This is a genomic window from Kitasatospora sp. NBC_00070 (assembly GCF_045041205.1).
In the GTDB taxonomy this organism is placed as follows: domain Bacteria; phylum Actinomycetota; class Actinomycetes; order Streptomycetales; family Streptomycetaceae; genus Kitasatospora.
Map to the genome: position 1 here is coordinate 5,953,584 of NZ_CP108247.1, position 20,127 is coordinate 5,973,710.

Here is a 20,127-nt window from a genome sequence, read left to right on the forward strand (position 1 = left end):
GCGGTTGGAGTCGTTGTCGGCGTGGGCGGCCACGGACATGGCGGCTGCGGTGAGCGCCATGACGGCCACTGTGGTGATCTTCTTCATGCCGACCGCAACGATTGGTGGGAAAAGGACACACAGACGTCGGCCGGCTGGCCGACCGCCAACCGTGCAGTTCACCACTGCCGCACTGGATCAGGCCCAGCCTCCCTGCCCGCAACCAGACGAACGAGCGCCGACGGCACGCAAGGGTTGACGTCGAGACAGAAACACAAGGCGCTGGCGTGACCGCCCGGGCGGTCACGGTGCCGGACGCGCCCGTAGCGACATGGCGGGCGGCCGTCAGATGGTGATTATTGGCCGCCGGCGCAGGAGCTGCGGGCGGTTTGGCGGAGATGAGGTGGCTGTCGGCGGGCACCGCTAGCCTTCCCGCATGCCGCTGACTACCCCCGCAGAGCGCGCCGTCCCGCTCGGCCGCACGTTCACCTCCCAGGTCCCCCTCGGGGCGGCGGGCGACCTCACTTTGACCTGTCACTCCTCTACGACGGGGAAGGGCAAGCTCCACGGGGCGGAGGACTGCGGGAGGCTGGGCTCGGCACCGGGCATCGTCCGGGTCGAGGTTCCGCTGCGGGAGGCGGTGGGGCGGCTGTGCGGGAGCTGCTGCTGGCCGGTGCTGGCCGACAGCCTCCTGCTGGAACTCGGGGCTGCGGTTGTCGACGTCGGCGCCCTCAAGATCTGGCTGGATCAGGAACCCGACCCGGAGCATGAGGCGGCGCAGGTGGACGCCGCCTCAGCGCTCGCGATCGGTGAGTACCCCCCAGCGAAGGTCCTGGAGCCGCACAGCGGCGGGGCCGCCGGGCTGGAGGAGCTGGAGGACGACGACTGGAACGATGAGGAGTGGCAGCGGTTCACCCGGGCCCGGGAGATCCGGCTGGGTCGGCTGGAGCACTGGCGTCGCCTGCACACCTACATGATCCGCAGCAACGACGCCGTTCTGACGTTCCCTCATCTGCAAGCGTGGGCCGAGCCGTTGCAGGTGCGGCTCGCTTCGGTCATCGAGCAGGAACGACGGGCGTTCGCTGCCCTGCTCCGGCCGGCCAGCCTGGTGGACGCCGCGGCTGTCCGGCTGTTGGGGGAGCCGCGGTTCGTGCCTGGACCGGAGTTCGCGGGCCTGGGGGAGGACGCGCCCATGGTGGTGCGGCGTGCCTGGTCGGAGTGGGAGCGCCGCGCCGGATGGTCCTGGCGCCGCCTGGAGGAGAACGGCTGGGCCGTGGCCTCCGTGGTGGGCGATGCCTTCGGCCGCCGACGCAAGGGCCGCCCGCAGGCCGAAGCAGCCTTCGACGATCTCGTCGCAGGCTGGATCTCCGACGCCCGGGCTCAGGTCTCTCAGTACGGCGACGCTCCGCGCCAGCTCATCGCCGTCAAGCTCCCGCCCGTCGTCCGGGAACCGTACGAGGAGAAGGACAGGGACTCCCTCGGCGCGTGGGAGTGCGCCGTGATCGCCACGTACCAGGTGGCGGCCCACTGGCAGGCCGCCACGGTGGCCGTCCTGGTTCCGCATCTCGTCGCCGAGCAGCTCCTGGACGCCGCGACGAGTTCCATGCCGGTCAGCCGCCTGGCGAACCCGGACACCCAGCTTCCCGCCGATGAGCTGCTGCGGGCCTGGCGGCCCGAGACCGGCAACCACGAGGACTGAGCTGAGGAAAGGGACGCCGAGCGGGCCGAACATCTCCACGTGCCCGACGGGCTAACAGTCCCGTCTCGGCAGCACGGTCACGTACCGTAGCCGTGCGCAGGTTGCGTGCCTCGACGAGCCGGCCCCGCCCTTCAGATCACTCTCTGTGCTCGAAGCCGAAGGCCAGCTGGCGGCGAAAGGGTCAGGGCCCGTGTTTCCCCGCCGGGTTCCGGGTCCCCTTGTCACGAGTCAAGGGATCGCCGCAGGTCGGCGGGGGTTTCGGGGGAGTGGTGGTCGGGTTGTGGTCGTGGCCCTGGACCGTCGTGCGTGGGCGGAGCAGGATGGGGTTTGCCGCTCACCGCACCCGTTGTCTGAAGGTGATCGTCATGCGTGCCCACCTCGCGGTGGGACGTGTCTACCGTCGCTGTGGCTGCCGCGACCAGCAGCGCCACCAGCTCGGCACCCACTGCCCCCGACTCACCACCGAACCCGACCATGGGACCTGGACGTTCGCCCTCGAGCTCCCGCCCGCCACCCACGGCGGTCACAACCGCACGGTGCGCCGCGGCGGCTTCCCCACCGAAGGCGACGCCCGTGACGCGCTGCGCCGCTACCAGGCCGGCCGCCGGCTCGGCGTCAGCGTTGACCCGAACCAGACGGTGGCCGAGTACCTCACCACCTGGCTGGCGGCGAAGAAGCTCACCCTCAAGCCCACCACCTGGGTCCGCTACCGCGACTACGTCACCAAGGACCTCATCCCCGCCCTCGGCTCGGTACGCCTGGACGACCTCGCCTACGAGCACCTCCTCGCCTACGCCCGCGCCCAACTCGCCGCCGGCCGCGGCCGGCCCACCGTCTGGCACATCCTGGCCACCCTCTCCTCCGCCCTCGGGGAGGCCAAGCGCACCCACCGCCTGCCCGCCAACGTCGCCAGGCCCACGATCATCCACCGCCCCCACTCGGAGGAGCGCACCATCTGGACCGTCGCCCAGGTGGTCACCTTCCTCCAGTACTGCCGCGCCGTGGACCCGAAGTTCGCCGACCTCATCGAGCTGATCGTCTGCACCGGCCTGCGCAAGGGCGAAGCCCTCGCCCTCCACTGGCACGACGTCCTCCTCCACCCCGCCCTCATCTACGTCCGCTGGACCCTGTCCGCCATCGACAACAACCAGCTCTCCATGACCACTCCCAAGACCCAGGCCAGCCGGCAATGGGTCGCCCTCTCACCCAGAGCCCGACAGCTCCTGCTCCGCCTGCGCAAGGAAGCCGACCGCACCACCCTCGATGGTTTCGTCTTCCACCACGACGACGGCAGCCCGCTGCACCCCGAGTACGTGCTCAACCACTTCCACCAGATCGCCCGCGCCGCCGGCCTGCCAGACTGCACCGTCCACGACCTGCGCCACTTCGCCGTCACCACCGCCCTCGACGAAGGCGTCGAGATGACCATCGTCTCCAAGACCGCCCGGCACTCCACCTACTCCACCACCGCCAACATCTACGCCCACCTCACCCGCAAGGCAGCCCACCAAGCCGTCGACGCCATCGCCCACGCCCTCAAACGCGAAGAACGACGCCGCAACCGCCGTAGGAGGACACGCGGAACAGCAGGCAGCCAACCGACGCAGCATCAGACCGGCTACCGGCGAGCCGCGTGAACACCCATCAGTGCCCGAGATCCGCAGCAGTACCGCACACGAGGGCGGTGACAATCAGCGACTGAGGGGGGAGGGAAGCTCCAACGATGGGCCGCACGGGGCCGATCAGGCATGCCCCGGTGCGCTCGGACTGAGGCGGAGCACAAGGCAGCTGATGATCCATTAGCTCAATCTCGCAGCCACACGCTGCGGCCAGCGCCGGGGAACGACCAGCTGACGACCACCAACACGACAAAGCCGCCCTCGCATTTCTGCGAAGACGGCCTCCGACCTGCGAAAACGCTGGTCGGGACGACAGGATTTGAACCTGCGACCCCTTGACCCCCAGTCAAGTGCGCTACCAAGCTGCGCCACGTCCCGTGGTCTGGCTGCCTGGCCCTGGGGCTTCGGCTTTCTGACCGTGTCGCCGATCTCCCGGCGACGTGGAAAACAATACAGCACGGGGAGGGGTGCTCGTTGCCAGTTTCCGGGGCGGGGGCGGGCGTGCCGTGCAGGTCAGGGGGCGGGGTGGTGGGAGTCGTAGCGGCGGAAGGCGGGGCGGCGGGCCGCGAGGAGGAGGACGGCGGCCACGCAGGTCAGGCCGCCGGTGAGGAGGGCGGTGGTGGAGGTGGTGAGGGAGGCGACGGTGCCGGCGAAGAAGTCGCCGAGGCGGGGGCCGCCGGCCACCACCACGATGAAGATGCCCTGGAGGCGGCCGCGCATGTCGTCGGGGGCGCCGACCTGGAGCATGGTGTTGCGGAAGATCATGCTGATGCTGTCCGCGCAGCCGGCGGCGGCGAGCATCAGCAGGCCGAGCCAGAGGTGGGTGGAGAGGCCGAACGCGGCGATGGCCAGGCCCCAGGCGGCGACGCCGGTGACGATGGCGATGCCGTGCCGGCGCACCCCGGAGACCCAGCCGGAGAACAGGGCGCCGGCCAGCGAGCCGACGGCGGGGGCGGCGACCAGCAGGCCGACCGTGCCGGGGCCGCCGCCGTAGACGGTGAGGGCGATGGCGGGGAAGAGCGCGCGAGGGGAGGCGAAGACCATCGCGATCAGGTCGGCGACGAAGCTGGTGCGCAGGTTGGGGCGGCTGCGTAGGAAGCGCAGGCCGTCCAGGACGGAGGCGCGCTTGCGGGGGGCGCCGTCGCCGGGGCGCATGGCGGGCAGCCGCCACATTGCGTAGAGGGTGCCGCTGAAGGCGAGGGTGTCGACCAGGTACGCGGACTGGACCCCGAAGGCGGCGATCAGCAGGCCGCCGATCATCGGACCGACGGTGGTGCCCAGGCTCATGCTCATGCTGCCCAGCGCGTTGGCGGCGGGGAGCTGGTGGGGCGGCACCAGGCGCGGGATCATCGCCGACCGGGCCGGGGAACTCAGCGCGAAGAAGCCGGACTGCAGGGCGACCGCCGCGTACAGCAAGCCCACCGAGCCGAGGCCGAGGATGGCCTGGACGGCCAGTACGGCGGAGGTGAGGGCGAGTCCGGAGGAGCCGACCAGGCCGAGCAGGCGGCGGTCCACGGTGTCGGCGATCGCGCCGCCGTACAGGCCGAGGCCGACCAGCGGGACGAGCGAGAAGAGCCCGACCAGGCCGGTGGCGAAGCTGGAACCGGTGAGCGCGTACACCTGGACTGCGACCGCCACCGCCGTCATCTGCTGGCCGACGGCGGAGACCACCTGGCCGGTCCAGAGCCGCCGGTAGTCGGGGTGCTCGCGCAGCGGGCTGAGGTCGGCGAGTGCACCCCGGCCCAGCCGGCGCCACCGTCCACCCCCTCCCGACGGCCCGGGGTCGGCCGGGTCGACGGAGACGGGGTCGGCGGAGACGGGGTCGGCGGGTATCGCCTCCGAGGCCCCGCCCACGGAGAGGCCATGGTCGGCGGGACCGGCGGGACCGGCGGGACCGGCGGGACCGGAGCTGGACGGGGTGGCGGGCGCAGGGGGAGTGGTCGGCACGGGCCTCATCCTCGCTCACCGCCCCGCCGCCGCCGAAACGGTTTCCACCCGCCCGGCACCCGCCGGCCCCCGCTACTTGGTCAGCACCTGCTTCTCGCCCGCCTCGACCGCCACCGTCAGCCGGTTGCCCGGTGGCGGGAAGGGGCAGACGAAGTGGTCGGCGAACGCGCACGGCGGCAGGTAGGCCCGGTTCAGGTCGAGCACGGTGCGGCCGTCGGCGTCCGGCGCGGGCAGCACGATGAAGCGGAACCGGTACGTCTCCCGCCCGCTGGTCCCGTCCGCGATCACCCCGGTCAGCCGGTCGCCCTCGCGGCTGACGGTCAGGGTGTGCGGCTCGCCGGCCAGTTGGAAGGCGATCCGGCCGGTGACCGCGAGCGGCCGCTCCCGGCCGTCGGCGTTCGGCACCAGCACGTCGTGGTCGCTCTCGAACGGGGTGAAGACGGCGGGCACCGCCCACTCCGGCGCGTACGGGTAGGCGGCGATCCCGGCGAACGCCGCCCGCGCCGGAGAGTCCGGGTCGAAGACCCGGAGGGCGAGCTCGCCCTCGCGTTCGATCGGCACCAGCAGGACCTCACCGAACGTCAGCAGGTCGGCGTCCGGAGCGGTGTCGGGGCGCAGCTCGACGGTGCCGTCCGGCGCGCCCTCCGCGCCCCGCACCCGCAGCCCGTCGGCGGCCGTGGCCTGCACGAGCACCGCACCGTCGGCGGCCCACCAGCGGCCTGGCAGGCCCGGGATCGCGGTGGGCTCGGGCTCCAGCCAGTGCGTGCCGGTGAGGGCGAGGGCCCCGTGCGGGGCGCCGACGGCGGCGGTGCGGCGCTCGGTCCAGCGCTGCCACGCCTCGATGGCGGTGTCGGTCATGACTGCTTCCTCCCTGTTCGGGTACGGGCCTGATCGCGTCCGGGCCGTACGCCTGCGTGCCGTGTGCATCCGGGTCGAATGCCTGCGAGCCGTACCCGTACCGGCTGTACGGCTACGAGTTGTGAGCGTACGACCCGTCCGCGCACGAGCGGCGTCTACCCTCAGACCCGTCGGTCACCCAGCGGCCGGAACAGTCCTTCCTGCATCACCGAGACGACCAACCGGCCGTTCCGGTCGAAGATCTGACCCCGGGCCAGCCCGCGCGCGCCGTGCGCGATCGGGGACTCCTGCTGGTAGAGCAGCCACTCGTCGGCCCGGAACGGGCGGTGGAACCACATCGCGTGGTCGAGCGAGGCCATGTCGAAGTTCCGGGTGCCCCAGAGCGGTTCGACCGGGGCCCGGACCGAGTCCAGCAGTGTCATGTCGCTGGCGTAGGTGAGGGCGCAGACGTGGATCAGCGGGTTGTCGGGAAGCGCGCCGTTGGTCTTCAGCCAGACCCCGCTGCGCGGCTCGACCCCGACCAACTCCTGCTGGGTCCACTTCAGCCGCTCCACGTACCGGATGTCGAAGGGCTGGCGGCGGCTGATGAACGGCGGCAGCTCGCCCAGCCGGGCGCCCACCTCGTCCAGCGCGCTCGGCAGGTCCTCCGGGCCGGGGACGTCCGGCATCGCCTCCTGGTGCTCGATGCCGCCCGCCTCGGGCACGTGGAAGTCGGCGGTCAGGGCGAAGATGCTCCGCCCCTGCTGGATGCCGAGCACCCGGCGGGTGGTGAACGACCGCCCGTCCCGGATCCGGTCCACCTGATACACGATCGGCACCCCGGGCACGCCCGGCCGCAGGAAGTACGCGTGCAGCGAGTGCACCGGGCGGTCGCCCTCGACCGTCCGCCCCGCCGCCACCAGGGCCTGCCCGGCCACCTGCCCGCCGAAGGTCCGCTGGAGCGCCTCCTCGGGGCTGCGCCCACGGAAGATGTTGAGCTCGATCTGCTCCAGGTCGAGCAGGTCCACCAACTGGTCGACGGGGGTGCCCATAGTCGTGTCGTCCTCTCTCGGCCGGGCCGCGTACCGGGCCCGACGCTGCGTTCGTCTACCCAGAAGTCTGCACATCCCACCGGCATTCCCGCCCGGCCGCCCTCCACCAGGGTCGTTCCGGCCGTCGCCTGGGGCGGCCGACCCCGGGGCGCACGCAGTTGGCTCAACCAGGCGTGCAGCCACCCTGGCTCCCACCGAGAGTGGAGCCCGAGAGCGGGGCGGCGTCCGAGCCCCGGTAAGGAGCCCGCCATGACCACACCGTCCTGGAACACGCCCCCACTGCCCGAGCCCGGCGGCGCGGGCACCGGTCTACCGCCGGGGCAGCTGCCGGGGACGATGGTCACCATCGGGGACATCGTCTGCACGCAGTTCGAGGTCGTCACGCCGAGCGGCAGGTGCCCGATCGGGCGGGTGACCTGGTCCTTCACCGACATGTCCCGCACCACCCGGGCGATCCCGGCGTGGGCGATCGTCTGTGCGGTCGTCTTCTTCGTGTTCTGCTTCCTCGGCCTGCTCTTCCTGCTGGCCAAGGAGGACCGCACCGAGGGGTCGGTTCAGGTGGTGGTGCAGGGGCCGGGACTGCTGCACCAGATCCAGCTGCCGGTGGCTTCGGTCGCGCAGGTCCAGGACTACAGCGCACGGGTTGGCTACGCGCGCTCGCTGACTGCTTCGGCCTCGCAGATGGGGATCTGACGACAGTTCGGTTGCCGAACGGGTTGAGCGCGGGCGAGGGTATCGAGCATTCTTCTGGGCATGACTTCGTACACCGCACCGGAAGCCGTCGGTCCTGCTCCCGAATGGGCCCTGGTGGACGTGGAGACGTCCGGCCTGCGGGCGGCCGAGCACCGGGTGCTGTCGGTCGCGGTGATCACGGTCGACGCGTTCGGGGAGCGGACCGGTGAGTTCTCGACGCTGCTCGACCCGGGTTGCGACCCGGGGCCGGTGGAGATCCACGGGCTGACGCCGGAGCGGCTGCGGGGCGCACCCCGGTTCGAGCAGGTCGCGGGGCGATTGGCGGAGATGTTCCGGGATCGGGTCATGGTGGCGCACAACGCGCAGTTCGACTACGACTTCCTGGCCCGCGAGTTCGGCGCCGCCGGGGTGCCCCTCCCGGTCACCCGGCGGCTGTGCACGGTGGCCCTGAACCGACGGATCGGCACACCCACCGACAATCTTCGCCTGGGCACCCTGGCCGCGTTCTACGGAGTGCGGCAGCTGAAGGCGCACGATGCGCTGGACGACACCCGGGTGCTGGCGGGGGTGCTACGCGGGTCGCTGGCGGAGGCCACCCGGCTCGGGGTGGCCCTGCCGCTGGTCGACTGTCCGCCCAGGCGCGCCTCCGAGTACCGGCCGAGCATCCCCAAGAGCCCGTGTGCCTTCAACAATCCGGGGCGTTGGCAGCCGGGCGGTCACCTGGTCCAGGGGATGAAGGTGGCGGTCACCGGCGAGACCCGCCTGCCACGTGAGGAACTGGTGGCCGGGGCGGTGGCGGTCGGCCTGAACGTCATGACGTCGGTCAGCCGCCACACCAGCCTGCTGGTGACCAACGACCTGAGCTCCGGCTCGGCCAAGGGGCGGCGGGCGGTCGCGGAGGGCGTGCCGGTGCTGGACGAGGATGACTTCCGGGCGCTGCTCCCGGCGATCCGGCCCGGGGTGGCGCGGGACGGCGGCCCGGTCGCGCCCGCCCCTGCCGCAGCCCCGGCCCCGGTCGTCGCTCCGGCGCAGGTCCCGGGCCCTGCCTCCGCGTCGGTACCGGTCCTGGCCACCGCTCCGGCTGTGCCGTCGGCGCGGGCCGGTTCGGCGGGCCCCCTGACGGGCCGCCGGGTCCTGGTCATGGGCGGGACGCACCCCGACGCGGCCGCGGTACGGACCCGGGTGACCGGTCTCGGCGGCAGCGCGGCCGTCAACCTGTCGGCGAACGTCACCGACGTCGTCCTGCTCCCGGGAGGCGTGCCGGACCGCCGCCTGCCCAGGATCGCCACGCTGGGGCTGGTCGTGTACGAGCCCGGCTGGTTGGACGACCCGCAGTTCGGCGTGGTGCGGCACCACGGCCCGCAGACCCCGGTACTGCCGCGCGGCGGCGTCGTCGACCTGCCCGTCGAAACGGCGGGGGCGCGCTGGCAGCTCAACGTCAGCTGGGGACAGCAGACCAGCTGTGAGGTGGACGTGGTGGCCTTCGCGGTTGACGAGGACGAACAGGTCTCGTGCGACGAGGACTTCGTCTTCTACGGTGCGCCGGAGAGCCCGGGCGGGTCCGTCCTGCTCGGGCTCGACGGCCCGACCGAGCAGTCCGTGACGGTGGATCTCGCGGGGCTGCCCGTCTCGACCCGGAAGGTCGTGGTGGCGGCGGCCATCGACGGAGTCGTGACCTTCGGCGAGGTCGGCGCCATCGAGATCGCCGCAGGACGTGGGAGCGACGGCGGGCTGCTGGCGCAGGCGACGCTGGACGCGGCGACCACCGAACGCACCATGCTGCTGGCCGAGTTCTACCGTCGGGGCGTGTCGTGGCGGCTGCGTGCGATGGGGCAGGGATTCGACCACGGGCTGGAGGGCCTGGCCCGCTCCTACGGCGTCGACATCGAGGACTGACCGGCGCGGGGCGACCCCGGAGAGCGGCGTAGGATATTTGCATGGGAGCGCAAGTACGACCGTGGGACGCCGCCGGGGCCGAACGGGCGGTGGCCGTGCTCAAGGCGGTGGCCGATCCGGCGCGCTACCGGCTGCTGTGGGCGCTGAGCGGCGCGGAACTGCCGGTGAGCGCGCTCGCCGAACTCCTCGGGGCGCACGTGGCGGCCACCTCCCAGCACCTGGCGAAGCTGCGGGCCGCCGGACTGGTCGACTCCCGGCGGGAGGGGACCCGGATCTTCTACCGGGCCGCCGAGGGCGCCGACGTGCGGGGCCTGCTGGAGACGGCCCTGGTGGTCGGGCGGACGGCGGTACCGGGCCCGGACGTCACCGGGGCCGCGCCGGCGGGGGAGCCGGCGGTGGCCCGAGCCCGGGCCCGGACCAGGCAGGCCCTCGCACCGAAGCCCGCCTAGCCGCACCCGCCCTGCTCTCACTCACCCGGCCCGTCGCTTTCGCCGCGCCCGAGCAGGCCGTTCTCGTCCAGGCGGTACTCCTGGCGCTCGGCGTCGTAGGTGTACAGCTCCGCGTACCGGCCCCAGTCGGTGGCGGTCTCCAGCTGGCGGTCCACCTGCACGCTGGTGAAGTGGTGCGCCAGGATGTCGCGGAAGAAGCCGGTCCGCAGGGTGCCGGACGGGTTCTGCCGCAGACTGCTGGTGATCAGCTGGACCAGCGGCACGCCGATCGCGGCCATCGCGAAGACGGTCTTCGAGGTCTGTACGTCGGCCCGGGCGAAGGCGGTGCCGCGCTCGGTGAGCACCAGGTCGTCGCCGCCGACGGTGGCCAGGCCGAGCAGGTCGAGGGCGTCCACCAGGGGCAGCAGGTCGTCGACCTCCAGGCCCAGGTCGTCGGCCAGGTCGGCCAGGTCGCAGCTGCCGCCCGCGTGCGCGACCAGTTCGGCCAGGCCGGCCAGGCCGTCCACCCCGGCGGCTGGGAGCGGGGTGTTGGCGGGGGTGCGGCGCTCGGCCGGGGTGTCCCGGCCGGGGGTGCGGGTCTCCTTCGTCCGGCCGGTCATGGTCCGGTACACCTGGTCGATCAGCTCCTCGAAGGCGGGGCTGTTGCGGTCGCGCGGCCGGTCAAGCCCGACCTCGAAGGTGGCCTGGACGGTGCCGTACGGGCGGGAGCCGAGCACCACGATCCGGTCGGCCATCAGCACGGCCTCCTCGATGTTGTGGGTGACCAGCACGATCGCCCGGGTCGGGAAGTGGCCGGACTCCCAGAGCTCCATCAGCTCGCCGCGCAGGTTCTCGGCGGTCAGCACGTCGAGTGCGGAGAACGGCTCGTCCATCATCAGCACGTCCGGCTCGACCACCAAAGCCCTTGCGAAGCCGACCCGTTGGCGCATGCCGCCGGAGAGCTCCTTGGGGTAGGCGGACTCGAAGCCGTCCAGGCCGATCAGGTCGATCGCCTGCCGGGCGGCCTCGGCCCGATCGGTGGCGTTCCAGCCCTGGGCCTCCAGGCCGAGTTCGACGTTCTGCTGGACCGTCAGCCAGGGCAGCAGGGCGAAGCTCTGGAAGACCATCGCGGTACCGGGGTTGGCGCCGTTCAGCGGCCGGCCCCGGTAGCAGACGGTGCCGGAGCTGGCCGGGACCAGGCCGGCCAGGCAGCGCAGCAGGGTGGACTTGCCCGAGCCCGACCGGCCGAGCAGGGCGACCACCTCACCGGCCCGGATCTCCAGGTCGATCCCGCCCAGCACCGGCAGCTCGCCGTCGGCACCGGCGTACGACTTGGTCAACCCGACGGTCTCCAGCAGGACTTCGCCGTCCACGGCGCGGGGCAGGGCGGCGGTGGGACGGGTCCGACGCAGGGTGTTCAGCTTCATGGGGAACCTCCGGAGGTCCAGAAAAGGGTCCAGCAGGGCGAGGGGGTCAGAGCGAGTAGCGGGTCTCGGCGAGCCGGTACAGCCGCCGCCAGACCAGCCGGTTGAGCGCGACCACGTACAGGCTCATCACGGCCACCCCGGCCAGCAGCCGGGGGAAGTCGCCGTCGCCGGTGGCCTGCGCGATGTACGCGCCGAGGCCGGTCGCGGTCAGCGTGGTGGCGCCGAAGGTGACCACCTCGGAGACGATCGAGGCGTTCCAGGCGCCCCCGGAGGCGGTGATCCCGCCGGTGACGTAGGAGGGGAAGACGCCGGGCAGGATGAGCCGCTTCCAGCGCTGCCAACCCCGGACGCCGAGGTCGTCCATCGCCTCGCGCAGGTCGCCCGGGATCGACATGGCGCCCGCGATGGTGTTGAAGAGGATGTACCACTGGGCGCCGAGCGCCATCAGCAGGATGCCGCCGACGTCGATCGACAGACCGGTCCTGAGGAAGAACCAGACCGCCAGCGGGAAAAGGAAGTTGGCGGGGAAGCCGGCCAGTACCTGGATCACCGGCTGGGCGATCCGGGTCAGCTTCGGGGAGAAGCCGATCCAGACCCCGACCGGCACCCAGATCACGGTGGCGGCCACGATCAGCACCGACACCCGGGCCAGCGTGGCCAGTCCGAGCAGCAGTGGCTCGCCGAACACGCCGAGTCCGGTGCTGGCGTCCAGGTAGCGGCCGAGGTCGACCAGGCCCCAGAGGATCAGGCCGCCCGCCACCACGGCGAAGACCAGGTCCCCGGTCCGGCGCCTGGCCCGGTCGACCACCAGCGGGCGGTCGTCGATGCCGAACACCCGGCCGGCCCGGGAGCAGGCCGGCCCCAGCGGGCGGAGCCAACGGCCGATCAGACGAGGCCAGTTGGATCGGCGCAGGAAGTCCAGCACCAGCGAGCGCTGGGCCTCGCCGGCCTCCGACTGCTCGTTCTTGAAGCGTTCGGTCCAGGCGGTCAGCGGCCGCCAGAACAGGAAGTTGACCCCGATCACCATGACCGCCATGGTCAGGATCGCCCAGCCGACCTTGCCCAGGTCGCCGTCGGCGATGGCCGCCCCGGCGTAGGAGCCGACGCCCGGCAGGGCGTACTCCCGGCTGCCGACGCTGATCATCTCGGAGGCGACCAGGAAGAACCACCCGCCGCCGAAACTCATCATGCCGTTCCAGACCAGGCCGATCGCCCCGGCGGGCAGCTCGACCTTCCAGAACCGCATCCACCGGGTGAAGCCGAACGACCGTGACAGCTCGTCCAGTTCGCGGGGGAGCGAGGTCAGCGACTGGTAGAACCCGAAGGTCATGTTCCAGGCCTGCGAGGTGAAGATGGCGAACACCGCCGCGCACTCCAGGCCGAACATCGAGCCCGGGAAGAGCGCGAGGAAGCCGGTCACCGCGATGGTCAGGAAGCCGAGCACCGGGACCGACTGGAGGATGTCCAGGGCCGGGATCAGCACCCGCTCCAGCCGGCGGCTGCGGGCGGCGGCGTAGGCGTAGCAGAAGGTGAAGACCACCGCGGCGGCCAGTGCCACGAACATCCGCAGCAGGCTGCGGGCCGCGTCGTACGGCAGCTGGGACGGGCTGGTGTCGACCAGGGTGGTCCGGTCGGGGGTGAACGAGACCGTGGTGCCCTGGCCCACCCGCAGGGCGGTGTAGAGCAGGACCAGGACGGCCGAGGCGACCACCAGGTCGACCCAGGAGAAGCGGCCCGACCTGCGGGCAAGGGTGTGCTGGGTACGGAACGACATCACGAGAGGGACCTCCGGTGCACACTGTGCGCACGCCGAGGTCCCCGGTCCGCGGCAGGCACGCCGACGGCCGGGCAACCGACGGTGGCCGGTGCGGAGAGTTACGGAAAAAGGCTCAACGAACAACGCGGAGGCAGGGGCGACTGGGGGGCTCGGTACGCATGGCTGCCTCCTTTCGGTTCGGGGCACGGCGGAGGGCCGGTTTCGTTCCGTCCCCCCGAGTCTGCACCCTTGTTGCGCGAATGCGCAAATAAGCGTGGACTGCGGGTCGCGACCAGCGGAGCCGGTCTCGGCGACCCGAGCCCAAAAGGCGGAGCCGGTCTCAGCGCCCCGAGCCCAGCGCCCGGGAGACCCGGAGTGCCCCGGCGGCCACCGCCGGGCCGAGCACCCGGACCCGGGCCGCGGTGATCCGGGAGGTCAGGCCGGAGACCGAGAGCGCGCCGGTCACGGTGTCGGTGTGGTCGAAGACCGGGGCGGCCACGCAGCGCACCTCGGGCTCGTTCTCCGGGTCCTCCACCGCGTAGCCCCGGCCTGAGACGCTGCCGGTGCTGCTGTTCTTCGTCCTGGTCCAGCGTCACCTGGTCTCCAGGCTGGGAGGTGCGGTGAAGGACTGAACGGGTGCTCAGTTGACCCCGCGGGGGCGGAACTGGATGCTGATCCGCGGCCCGACCGGGCGGGCGGTCTTCGGCACGGCGTGGTCCCAGGTCCGCTGGCAGGAGCCACCCATCACCAGCAGGTCCCCGTGCCCGAGCGCGTACCGGACCGACTCCCCGCCCCCGCCGGCGGGCCGCAGCGCCAGGGCGCGCGGCTCGCCGACCGAGACGATCGCCACCATGGTGTCCGCCGACCGCCCGCGCCCGATCCGGTCCCCGTGCCAGGCCACGCTGTCGTTCCCGTCCCGGTAGAGGCAGAGCCCGGCCGTTACGAACGGCTCGCCCAGCTCGGCCCCGTAGCGCGCGCTCAGCTCCGCCCGCATCTCCGCCAGTACCGGATCGGGCAGCACGTCACCTTCCCCGAAGTACGCCAGCAGCCGGGGCACCGCCACCACCCGCTCGTACATCTCCCGCTGCTCGGCCCGCCAGTCGACCCCGTCGGCCAGCCGCTCGAACAGCGCGTCGGCCCCACGCACCCACCCGGGCAGCACGTCCACCCAGGCCCCGTGGCCCAGCGTGGTGCGGCGCAGGCCGTCGAGCGGCCCGAGCTCGGGACGGTCCGCGCTCAGCAGTGATCCCTGGAAGTTCATGGGGCCAGCGTACGCCCATGCTCGAATGAATGTTCTATTCTGGAACTCGGTTGAGGCGCCCGAGGGTGCTGGCAGACGGGCGAGCATGACCGATTCGGGGCCCGGAAGCTGTCCTGTCGATCACCAGCAGTGCCAAGGCGGTGCGCTTGCGCCCTGTACCACCCGCCGTACGGGTACTCCTGGCGTGACCGGCGGCCTCGGGGCGGATGTCGGCCGACGCTTCTCCCCAAGGGGTGAACCGGGGCGGCCTCGTCACCCGGGTACCTGGCCGCGCGGAGGTGCCCCGGATGGCCCCTATCCGGGCTGCTCGGAAGATGTTTGAGTGCGCGGCGTACCCCCTTCGCACTACATCCTGAGGAGTCACCTTGTCCTACCGCCCCCGTCTGCGCACCGCCGTGATCGGAACGTGCGCCGCAGCTCTGCTCGCCGGCTCCGGCCTGCTCGCGCTCCCCGCGCAGGCCGAGAACCTGAAGGCCCCGGCCGCTGTCACCGACCTGAGGTCGACGCGCCCGGAGCAGGCCGTCGCGTCGTTCGTCGGGGACTACTGGCAGGCCGTCAGGGACGGGGCCGTCATGGTCTTTGGCGAGAGCCTCACCGCCGACAAGGTCCGGGAGCACTACCTTTCGACCGAACTCAACGACGCCCTCACCCAGTGGGGGTTCGACCACCAGGTGGACCCGATCTTCCGCAAGGAAGCACTGCCCAAGAGCTACTCCTGGGCGGAGGCCGGCCAGGCGGACGGCAACACCAAAGTCGTCCTGACCGAGACCTGGGACGACGACACGACCACCGACGTCTGGTACACGGTGAACACCAAGGATCTGACCATCACCGGCATCACCGACCCCTCCTAGGCACCACACCCCGCTGCTCCGGACACCACCGTGCTCCGGAGCAGCGGCACGTGCTGGCGATCTGACTCCGCTCGTGATCGCCAGGACAGAACCCGAGACAGACCTCCAGTTGTACCTGCAGGACGCGCGCGACGTGCTGCTGCTGAAACTCGACGGGCTCTCGGAGTACGACCTGCGCCGGCCGATGACGCCGACCGGTACCAATCTGCTCGGGCTGGTCGAGCACCTGACCGGCGCCGAGGCGGCGTACTTCGGCGAGACCTTCGGGCGGCCGTTCGAGACGCCGAGGCTCTGGATCGCCACTGACGCCGAGTCGAACTCCGACCTGTCGGCGACCGTCGACGGGAGCCGCGAGCAGATCGTCGGGCGCTGCCGGGCGGCCTGGGCCCACTCGGACGCGACGATCGCGGCGCTGCCGCTCGACGCGCTCGGTCGGGTGCCCTGGGGCCCCCGGAGTGAGCTGACCCTGCATCGCATCCTGGTCCACACGATCGGCGAGACCCACCGGCACGCGGGTCATGCCGACCTCGTCCGCGAACTGGTCGACGGATCGGTCGGCCAGCGTGGCGAGAACGACAACCTGCCGCCCGGCGGCCCCACTTGGTGGGCGGCCCACCGTGCCAGGCCGGAGCAGGTGGCCCGCGAGGTGGGCGGACGGGCCTGACCCTCGCGTGGTCAACTTGTCGACATGGAAACTGTGTTGGCCGCCGCGGTGGCCGTACTCGGCACTCTGGCGGGGACGTTCGGGACGCTGGTGCTCCAGCGCCGCCAGGCTGACCGCGCAGCGGCGTCCGCCCAGGCGGAGCGCCTGCGGCAGGAGCGGGCGAGCGCCTGTCTGGCGTTCGCCGAGGCGTTGGCGGAGCTGGAGCGCGCAGCCGTCGGCGTCTGGCTCCGCCGCCACGACCGTCCGCGTGACGAGGACGCCGTCCGCGCCGCCCGGCAGGAGGCGGACCGGTCGGGCGCGGCGGCCCAGTCCGCGATGTTCCGGATGCAACTGATGACCCATGATCAGCGGCTGGGCGCGCTCGCCCACGCCGCCTTCGAGCTGATCGGCGGCATCGAACCCGCAGCCGACCGCGCGGAGTTGAAGCGCACGGAACGGTCCTTCGAGCAAGCGGTGGAGGCGTTCATCGCGGAGGCCCACCGCCTGGTGATCTGACGGGCGCCCGGCTCAGCGACCGGCGACCAGCCGTGCCATGACGGTACGCGGCAGGGCCGGGTGGGCGGCGGCCGCCTCCACCACCTGGAAGTCGTCGTCATCGAGCAACTCGGTCAGCACCGAGGGCGGGAGAGCGGGATGCCCGGCTGCCGACCGCCGAGCCCGGAGGTCCGTCAGGCAGACCTGGAGGGCCGGCGCCGTCGCGTTCGGGTGCCGGGCGATCTCCCGGAGTGCCTTCCGGGCCGGTGGGTTGCGGTGGGCGAGGTCCGCCAGCAGGGCCGCCGGAGTGCCGGGGTTGGCGGCCACCGCAGCGGCCACCCGGTCACCGTGGCGGGCGAGCGCAGCCCGGAGCTGCGCTTCCGACAGGCCGGGATGCGGTGCGACCGAGGCGACCACCTTCGCGTCGGGATCGGCTGCCAGGGCGTCCCGCACCCCGTCCGGCAGGTCGCGGCGCTGTGCCACCAGCATCCGGACCTGCGGACTCGCGGACCGGGCGAGTTCGGTGACCTCGACCGGGGAGGCGGACGCCACCCGGGGCAGCAGGACCGGCCCGATCCGGCCGGTGGCGGCCAGTCGGGTGAGCAGGTCGAGCGGCAGCCGGGGGTGCTGGGCGAGGCTGCGCCGGACGTCGTACCCGTCGTCCTCGGCCAGTCGGCGCTGCAAGGCCGCTCCGATCGCCGGGTTCGCCGCCAGGGTGGACCGGGTCCAGGGCATGCCGTCCTCGGCGAGTCGCGCGTAGGTGGCGGCCGACTGGTCGGTACGGCAGGCGAGCTCGCGGCGCAGCAGTAGGGACGGATGGTCCGCGAAGGCCGCGCAGGGGGCCGGCGGAGTGGCCGGGTTGGCCAGTGCCGCCCACTGGATCGCGTGCACCGTGGACTGGTGTCCGGCGTCGCAGGCGGCACCCGGCGGCAGCTCGCAGTCGGGTCGCGGGCAGTGCGGATCGTGCTCGAACGGGACGGTCTCGCGCTCACAGACCAGGCACCAGCGGGCTGGCGGCAGCCCCTCGCCGGTGAGCAGCATCGTCAGTACGGCCGGTGGCGCGGCCTGGTTGACGGCCACCGAGCGGCGTACCTCGGCATGGGGATGGGCCGCCAGCCGGGCGGCCACCTCGGCCGTGGTGCACAGCGCGAGCTCTGCGACCACCCGGATCTCGGGGTCGGCGGCGAGCCGTGCCACCACGTCGGACGGCAGGCCGGGGCAGGCGGCCAGTCTCTCCCGGACCTCGACGGCCGGATCGACTGCCAGCAGCCGGGCCCAGGACGGGAGTCCGCGCCCTTCGGCGAGCATGGCGAGCGCGGCGCCGGGCTGCCCGGCGGGATCGACGTCGGTGGCAGTGAGCAGGCCGGACCGCGCGAGCCGGACCGCCGCGCCTTCGTCGCGCGCCGCCAGCGCGGCCACCTGGGCGGGTGTCAGGTCCGGACGGCCCGCGAGCTCCTCCAGCGTGTCCGCGTCGGCCCCGGCGATCAGCCGGTCCAGGAGGGCGCCCGGCAGGGCGGGGTTGACGGCGAGGCCGAGCAGGCGGTGGTCCACGGCAGAATCCTGCCCGAAGGGTGTTCCCGTGGCCCGTGGATTTCCACGGGCCTCCTCGACCACGGAAGGTCCCACCGCCATGAACGACCGTCAGCCCGCACCGTTCGGGAACTTCGAGACCGCCTTCGCCGCCGCCACGCTGGCGGAGCCGCTGGTCGGGCCGGTCGCGGACGCTTTGAAGAACTGGGACGTGCCCGGTGCCGCCCGGTCGGTGCTGTACGTGGACACCGATCCGGCGAAGGCGGACACCGCCGTGTTCTGCGAGGCGTACGACGTCGCCCCCGAGGCGTCCGCGAACTGCGTGGTGATCGCCGCCAAGCGCGGCGGGGAGACCACACTGGCGGCCTGCCTGGCGCCGGCCGGTACCCGGGTGGACGTCAACACGGCCGTCCGCAAGCACCTCGGCGCCCGCAAGGCGTCCTTCGCGCCGATGGAGACGGCCGTCGCCGAGACCGGTATGGAGTACGGCGGCATCACGCCCGTCGGCCTCCCGGTCGGCTGGCCGCTGCTGATCGACGCGGCGGTGGTGGCGGCGCCGTACGTGCTGGTGGGCAGCGGGCGGCGGCGGGGCAAGCTGATCCTGCCGGGCCGGGTGCTGGCCCAACTGCCGGGTGCGCAGGTGCTGGAGGGCCTGGCGGGGTAGCGGTCTAGGGTGGCCCGATGAGCGAAGACACCGGCATCACCCTGCGGCCCGTGCGCGAGGACGACCTGCGGGTCCTCGAGCCGTTCCTCACCGATCCCGAGGCGGCCGGCGAGTTCCAGTGGCAGGGCTGGTCCGACCCGGGCCGGTGGCGCCGGCAGTGGCTGGAGAACGGGATGCTCGGCGAGGAGGGCGGCACGCTGATGGTGGTCGCCGCCGACGGGGCGCCGGCCGGGTTCGTCTCCTGGCGGAAGGTGATGTGCTGGCGGGGCTCGTCCTGCTGGAACACCGGGATCTCGCTGCTGCCGGAGGTACGGGGCCGGGGCCTCGGCGCACCGGCGATGCGCGAACTGGTCCGCTACCTGTTCGCGCACACCCAGCAGGTCCGGATCGAGGCGGCCACCGAGGTGGCGAACCTCGCCGCCCAACGGGTGCTGGAGCGGGCCGGGTTCAGCCGGGAGGGCGTGCTGCGCAGCGTCGCGTACCGGCAGGGCGGGTGGCATGACGGGGTGGGGTACAGCGTGCTGCGGTCCGACTCCGGCTGGCAGTAGCGGGGGTCCGCAGCGCCTCCTGCCTGGACGAACGATCTCTGCCCCCAGCCATGTTGGTCCCAGGCCCGCCCGCCCTGCCGAAAGTCGCCGAGAAAATCTTCCGTTCCGTTGAGTGCTCCGCCGCCCGGCTCCGTACTGATGGATGCGAATGTCCATCAGATCTCGTGGGGGAGACCACTCATGCGCAACCTTCGCCGCACCGCCCTGCTGACCGCCCCGGCCGTGGCCGGCCTGCTGCTGCTCACCGCCTGCGGCTCGGACGGCAAGCCCGCCGCCACCCCGGCGCCCGCCGCGTCCGCGCCTGCGTCCGGGCCCGCCGCCACCACCTCGACGCCGGCCGCCTCCGCACCTGCCACCGGCCAGGCCACCGGCGACAAGGCCGTGCTGAAGGGCTCGCTGGCCGCCGGGAACACCGCGAAGTTCGGCGCGATCGTGCTGGACGGCCTCGACTACACGCTCTACCGCTTCGACAAGGACACCGCCAACCCCTCGGCCTCCAACTGCAACGGCGACTGCGCCGCGAAGTGGCCGCCGGTGCCGGTGAACGCCCAGGGCACGATCAAGGGCATCGACACCAAGCTGGTCGGCAGCGTCACCCGGGCCGACGGCACCAAGCAGCTCACCCTGGGCGGCTGGCCGCTGTACCGCTTCGCCGGTGACAAGGCCCCGGGTGAGACCAACGGCCAGGGCGTGGGCGGTACTTGGTTCATCGCCGCGCCCGACGGCAAGAAGGCGGCGGCCGGCACCGGCAGCACCGGCACGGGCGGCAACGGCTACTGATGGCTGCCGTGACCCCGCT

General features: G+C 72.5%; 19 protein-coding genes and 1 tRNA gene. 11 read left to right on the forward strand and 9 right to left on the reverse strand.

Annotated features, from left to right (window positions below; genetic code table 11):
* Window positions 1-415 precede the first annotated feature (415 nt).
* Together OHV05_RS27010 and OHV05_RS27015 are read left to right on the forward strand one after the other, a co-directional pair.
* Window positions 416-1,678: a hypothetical protein gene (locus OHV05_RS27010; protein ID WP_405019953.1), complete on the forward strand. Its 1,263-nt coding sequence runs from the start codon at window positions 416-418 to the stop codon at window positions 1,676-1,678.
* A gap of 365 nt (window positions 1,679-2,043) precedes the next feature.
* Entirely contained in the window at window positions 2,044-3,315 is a 1,272-nt protein-coding gene (locus OHV05_RS27015) for a tyrosine-type recombinase/integrase (RefSeq protein ID WP_405019954.1), read from the forward strand.
* A gap of 283 nt (window positions 3,316-3,598) precedes the next feature.
* Here OHV05_RS27015 and OHV05_RS27020 read toward each other — a convergent pair.
* From OHV05_RS27020 to OHV05_RS27035, 4 genes are all read right to left on the reverse strand, one after another.
* Window positions 3,599-3,675, reverse strand: a tRNA-Pro gene (locus tag OHV05_RS27020).
* Between the two features lie 135 nt (window positions 3,676-3,810).
* Window positions 3,811-5,151, reverse strand: coding sequence for an MFS transporter (locus OHV05_RS27025; protein ID WP_405021555.1), 1,341 nt, complete (start codon window positions 5,149-5,151; stop codon window positions 3,811-3,813).
* 165 nt (window positions 5,152-5,316) lie between these two features.
* On the reverse strand, window positions 5,317-6,102 hold the full coding sequence (locus OHV05_RS27030) for a DUF1684 domain-containing protein (RefSeq protein ID WP_405019955.1): 786 nt from the start codon (window positions 6,100-6,102) through the stop codon (window positions 5,317-5,319).
* 161 nt (window positions 6,103-6,263) lie between these two features.
* Entirely contained in the window at window positions 6,264-7,133 is an 870-nt protein-coding gene (locus OHV05_RS27035; RefSeq protein ID WP_403039252.1) for an acyl-CoA thioesterase, read from the reverse strand.
* Between the two features lie 249 nt (window positions 7,134-7,382).
* Here OHV05_RS27035 and OHV05_RS27040 point away from each other — a divergent pair, with 249 nt between their 5' ends.
* From OHV05_RS27040 to OHV05_RS27050, 3 genes are read left to right on the forward strand one after another with little or no spacing between them, the layout of a single operon-like run.
* Complete coding sequence (locus OHV05_RS27040; protein ID WP_405019956.1) at window positions 7,383-7,826, forward strand: hypothetical protein; 444 nt, start codon at window positions 7,383-7,385, stop codon at window positions 7,824-7,826.
* Window positions 7,827-7,886: 60 nt separating this feature from the next.
* On the forward strand, window positions 7,887-9,722 hold the full coding sequence (locus OHV05_RS27045; protein ID WP_405019957.1) for a TerD family protein: 1,836 nt from the start codon (window positions 7,887-7,889) through the stop codon (window positions 9,720-9,722).
* Window positions 9,723-9,763: 41 nt separating this feature from the next.
* Window positions 9,764-10,171 carry an ArsR/SmtB family transcription factor gene (locus tag OHV05_RS27050; protein ID WP_405019958.1) on the forward strand — a complete coding sequence of 136 codons (408 nt, stop codon included), beginning with the start codon at window positions 9,764-9,766 and terminating at the stop codon, window positions 10,169-10,171.
* Between the two features lie 17 nt (window positions 10,172-10,188).
* Here the strand turns inward: OHV05_RS27050 and OHV05_RS27055 are convergent, their stop codons facing one another.
* The 4 genes from OHV05_RS27055 to OHV05_RS27070 all read right to left on the reverse strand — a co-directional run bounded on the left by OHV05_RS27055 (window position 10,189) and on the right by OHV05_RS27070 (window position 14,594).
* A complete protein-coding gene (locus OHV05_RS27055) occupies window positions 10,189-11,577 on the reverse strand; it encodes a nitrate/sulfonate/bicarbonate ABC transporter ATP-binding protein (RefSeq protein ID WP_405019959.1) in 1,389 nt (462 codons plus the stop codon).
* Between the two features lie 46 nt (window positions 11,578-11,623).
* The gene (locus OHV05_RS27060) at window positions 11,624-13,351 is read right to left on the reverse strand and encodes an ABC transporter permease (RefSeq protein WP_405019960.1); all 1,728 of its coding nucleotides are present in this window, start codon (window positions 13,349-13,351) and stop codon (window positions 11,624-11,626) included.
* A 322-nt stretch (window positions 13,352-13,673) separates the two neighbouring features.
* Window positions 13,674-13,868 (reverse strand): IclR family transcriptional regulator C-terminal domain-containing protein, encoded by a 195-nt coding sequence (locus tag OHV05_RS27065; RefSeq protein ID WP_405019961.1) that lies wholly within the window; start codon window positions 13,866-13,868, stop codon window positions 13,674-13,676.
* A gap of 105 nt (window positions 13,869-13,973) precedes the next feature.
* Complete coding sequence (locus OHV05_RS27070) at window positions 13,974-14,594, reverse strand: alpha-ketoglutarate-dependent dioxygenase AlkB (RefSeq protein WP_405019962.1); 621 nt, start codon at window positions 14,592-14,594, stop codon at window positions 13,974-13,976.
* 365 nt (window positions 14,595-14,959) lie between these two features.
* Between OHV05_RS27070 and OHV05_RS27075 the strand changes: the two genes are divergently transcribed.
* The 3 genes from OHV05_RS27075 to OHV05_RS27085 all read left to right on the forward strand — a co-directional run bounded on the left by OHV05_RS27075 (window position 14,960) and on the right by OHV05_RS27085 (window position 16,607).
* Window positions 14,960-15,448, forward strand: a complete 489-nt coding sequence (locus OHV05_RS27075; protein ID WP_405019963.1) for a hypothetical protein — start codon at window positions 14,960-14,962, stop codon at window positions 15,446-15,448.
* 76 nt (window positions 15,449-15,524) lie between these two features.
* Window positions 15,525-16,112 (forward strand): DinB family protein, encoded by a 588-nt coding sequence (locus OHV05_RS27080; RefSeq protein ID WP_405021556.1) that lies wholly within the window; start codon window positions 15,525-15,527, stop codon window positions 16,110-16,112.
* A gap of 24 nt (window positions 16,113-16,136) precedes the next feature.
* Window positions 16,137-16,607 carry a hypothetical protein gene (locus tag OHV05_RS27085; protein ID WP_405019964.1) on the forward strand — a complete coding sequence of 157 codons (471 nt, stop codon included), beginning with the start codon at window positions 16,137-16,139 and terminating at the stop codon, window positions 16,605-16,607.
* 12 nt (window positions 16,608-16,619) lie between these two features.
* Here the strand turns inward: OHV05_RS27085 and OHV05_RS27090 are convergent, their stop codons facing one another.
* Complete coding sequence (locus tag OHV05_RS27090) at window positions 16,620-18,137, reverse strand: hypothetical protein (protein WP_405019965.1); 1,518 nt, start codon at window positions 18,135-18,137, stop codon at window positions 16,620-16,622.
* A 79-nt stretch (window positions 18,138-18,216) separates the two neighbouring features.
* Between OHV05_RS27090 and OHV05_RS27095 the strand changes: the two genes are divergently transcribed.
* The 3 genes from OHV05_RS27095 to OHV05_RS27105 all read left to right on the forward strand — a co-directional run bounded on the left by OHV05_RS27095 (window position 18,217) and on the right by OHV05_RS27105 (window position 20,108).
* Window positions 18,217-18,780 carry a YbaK/EbsC family protein gene (locus OHV05_RS27095; protein WP_405019966.1) on the forward strand — a complete coding sequence of 188 codons (564 nt, stop codon included), beginning with the start codon at window positions 18,217-18,219 and terminating at the stop codon, window positions 18,778-18,780.
* A gap of 17 nt (window positions 18,781-18,797) precedes the next feature.
* The gene (locus OHV05_RS27100) at window positions 18,798-19,328 is read left to right on the forward strand and encodes a GNAT family N-acetyltransferase (RefSeq protein WP_405019967.1); all 531 of its coding nucleotides are present in this window, start codon (window positions 18,798-18,800) and stop codon (window positions 19,326-19,328) included.
* Window positions 19,329-19,508: 180 nt separating this feature from the next.
* Window positions 19,509-20,108, forward strand: a complete 600-nt coding sequence (locus OHV05_RS27105; RefSeq protein ID WP_405019968.1) for a hypothetical protein — start codon at window positions 19,509-19,511, stop codon at window positions 20,106-20,108.
* Window positions 20,109-20,127: the final 19 nt, after the last annotated feature.

Excerpts from the sequence above, each read along its gene's own strand:
- OHV05_RS27010 (WP_405019953.1), top strand. The coding sequence starts at position 416 with ATGCCGCTGACTACCCCCGCAGAGCGCGCCGTCCCGCTCGGCCGCACG.
- OHV05_RS27015 (WP_405019954.1), top strand. The coding sequence starts at position 2,044 with ATGCGTGCCCACCTCGCGGTGGGACGTGTCTACCGTCGCTGTGGCTGC.
- OHV05_RS27030 (WP_405019955.1), bottom strand. The coding sequence starts at position 6,102 with ATGACCGACACCGCCATCGAGGCGTGGCAGCGCTGGACCGAGCGCCGC.
- OHV05_RS27035 (WP_403039252.1), bottom strand. The coding sequence starts at position 7,133 with ATGGGCACCCCCGTCGACCAGTTGGTGGACCTGCTCGACCTGGAGCAG.
- OHV05_RS27040 (WP_405019956.1), top strand. The coding sequence starts at position 7,383 with ATGACCACACCGTCCTGGAACACGCCCCCACTGCCCGAGCCCGGCGGC.
- OHV05_RS27045 (WP_405019957.1), top strand. The coding sequence starts at position 7,887 with ATGACTTCGTACACCGCACCGGAAGCCGTCGGTCCTGCTCCCGAATGG.
- OHV05_RS27050 (WP_405019958.1), top strand. The coding sequence starts at position 9,764 with ATGGGAGCGCAAGTACGACCGTGGGACGCCGCCGGGGCCGAACGGGCG.
- OHV05_RS27055 (WP_405019959.1), bottom strand. The coding sequence starts at position 11,577 with ATGAAGCTGAACACCCTGCGTCGGACCCGTCCCACCGCCGCCCTGCCC.
- OHV05_RS27060 (WP_405019960.1), bottom strand. The coding sequence starts at position 13,351 with ATGTCGTTCCGTACCCAGCACACCCTTGCCCGCAGGTCGGGCCGCTTC.
- OHV05_RS27070 (WP_405019962.1), bottom strand. The coding sequence starts at position 14,594 with ATGAACTTCCAGGGATCACTGCTGAGCGCGGACCGTCCCGAGCTCGGG.
- OHV05_RS27085 (WP_405019964.1), top strand. The coding sequence starts at position 16,137 with ATGGAAACTGTGTTGGCCGCCGCGGTGGCCGTACTCGGCACTCTGGCG.
- OHV05_RS27095 (WP_405019966.1), top strand. The coding sequence starts at position 18,217 with ATGAACGACCGTCAGCCCGCACCGTTCGGGAACTTCGAGACCGCCTTC.
- OHV05_RS27100 (WP_405019967.1), top strand. The coding sequence starts at position 18,798 with ATGAGCGAAGACACCGGCATCACCCTGCGGCCCGTGCGCGAGGACGAC.
- OHV05_RS27105 (WP_405019968.1), top strand. The coding sequence starts at position 19,509 with ATGCGCAACCTTCGCCGCACCGCCCTGCTGACCGCCCCGGCCGTGGCC.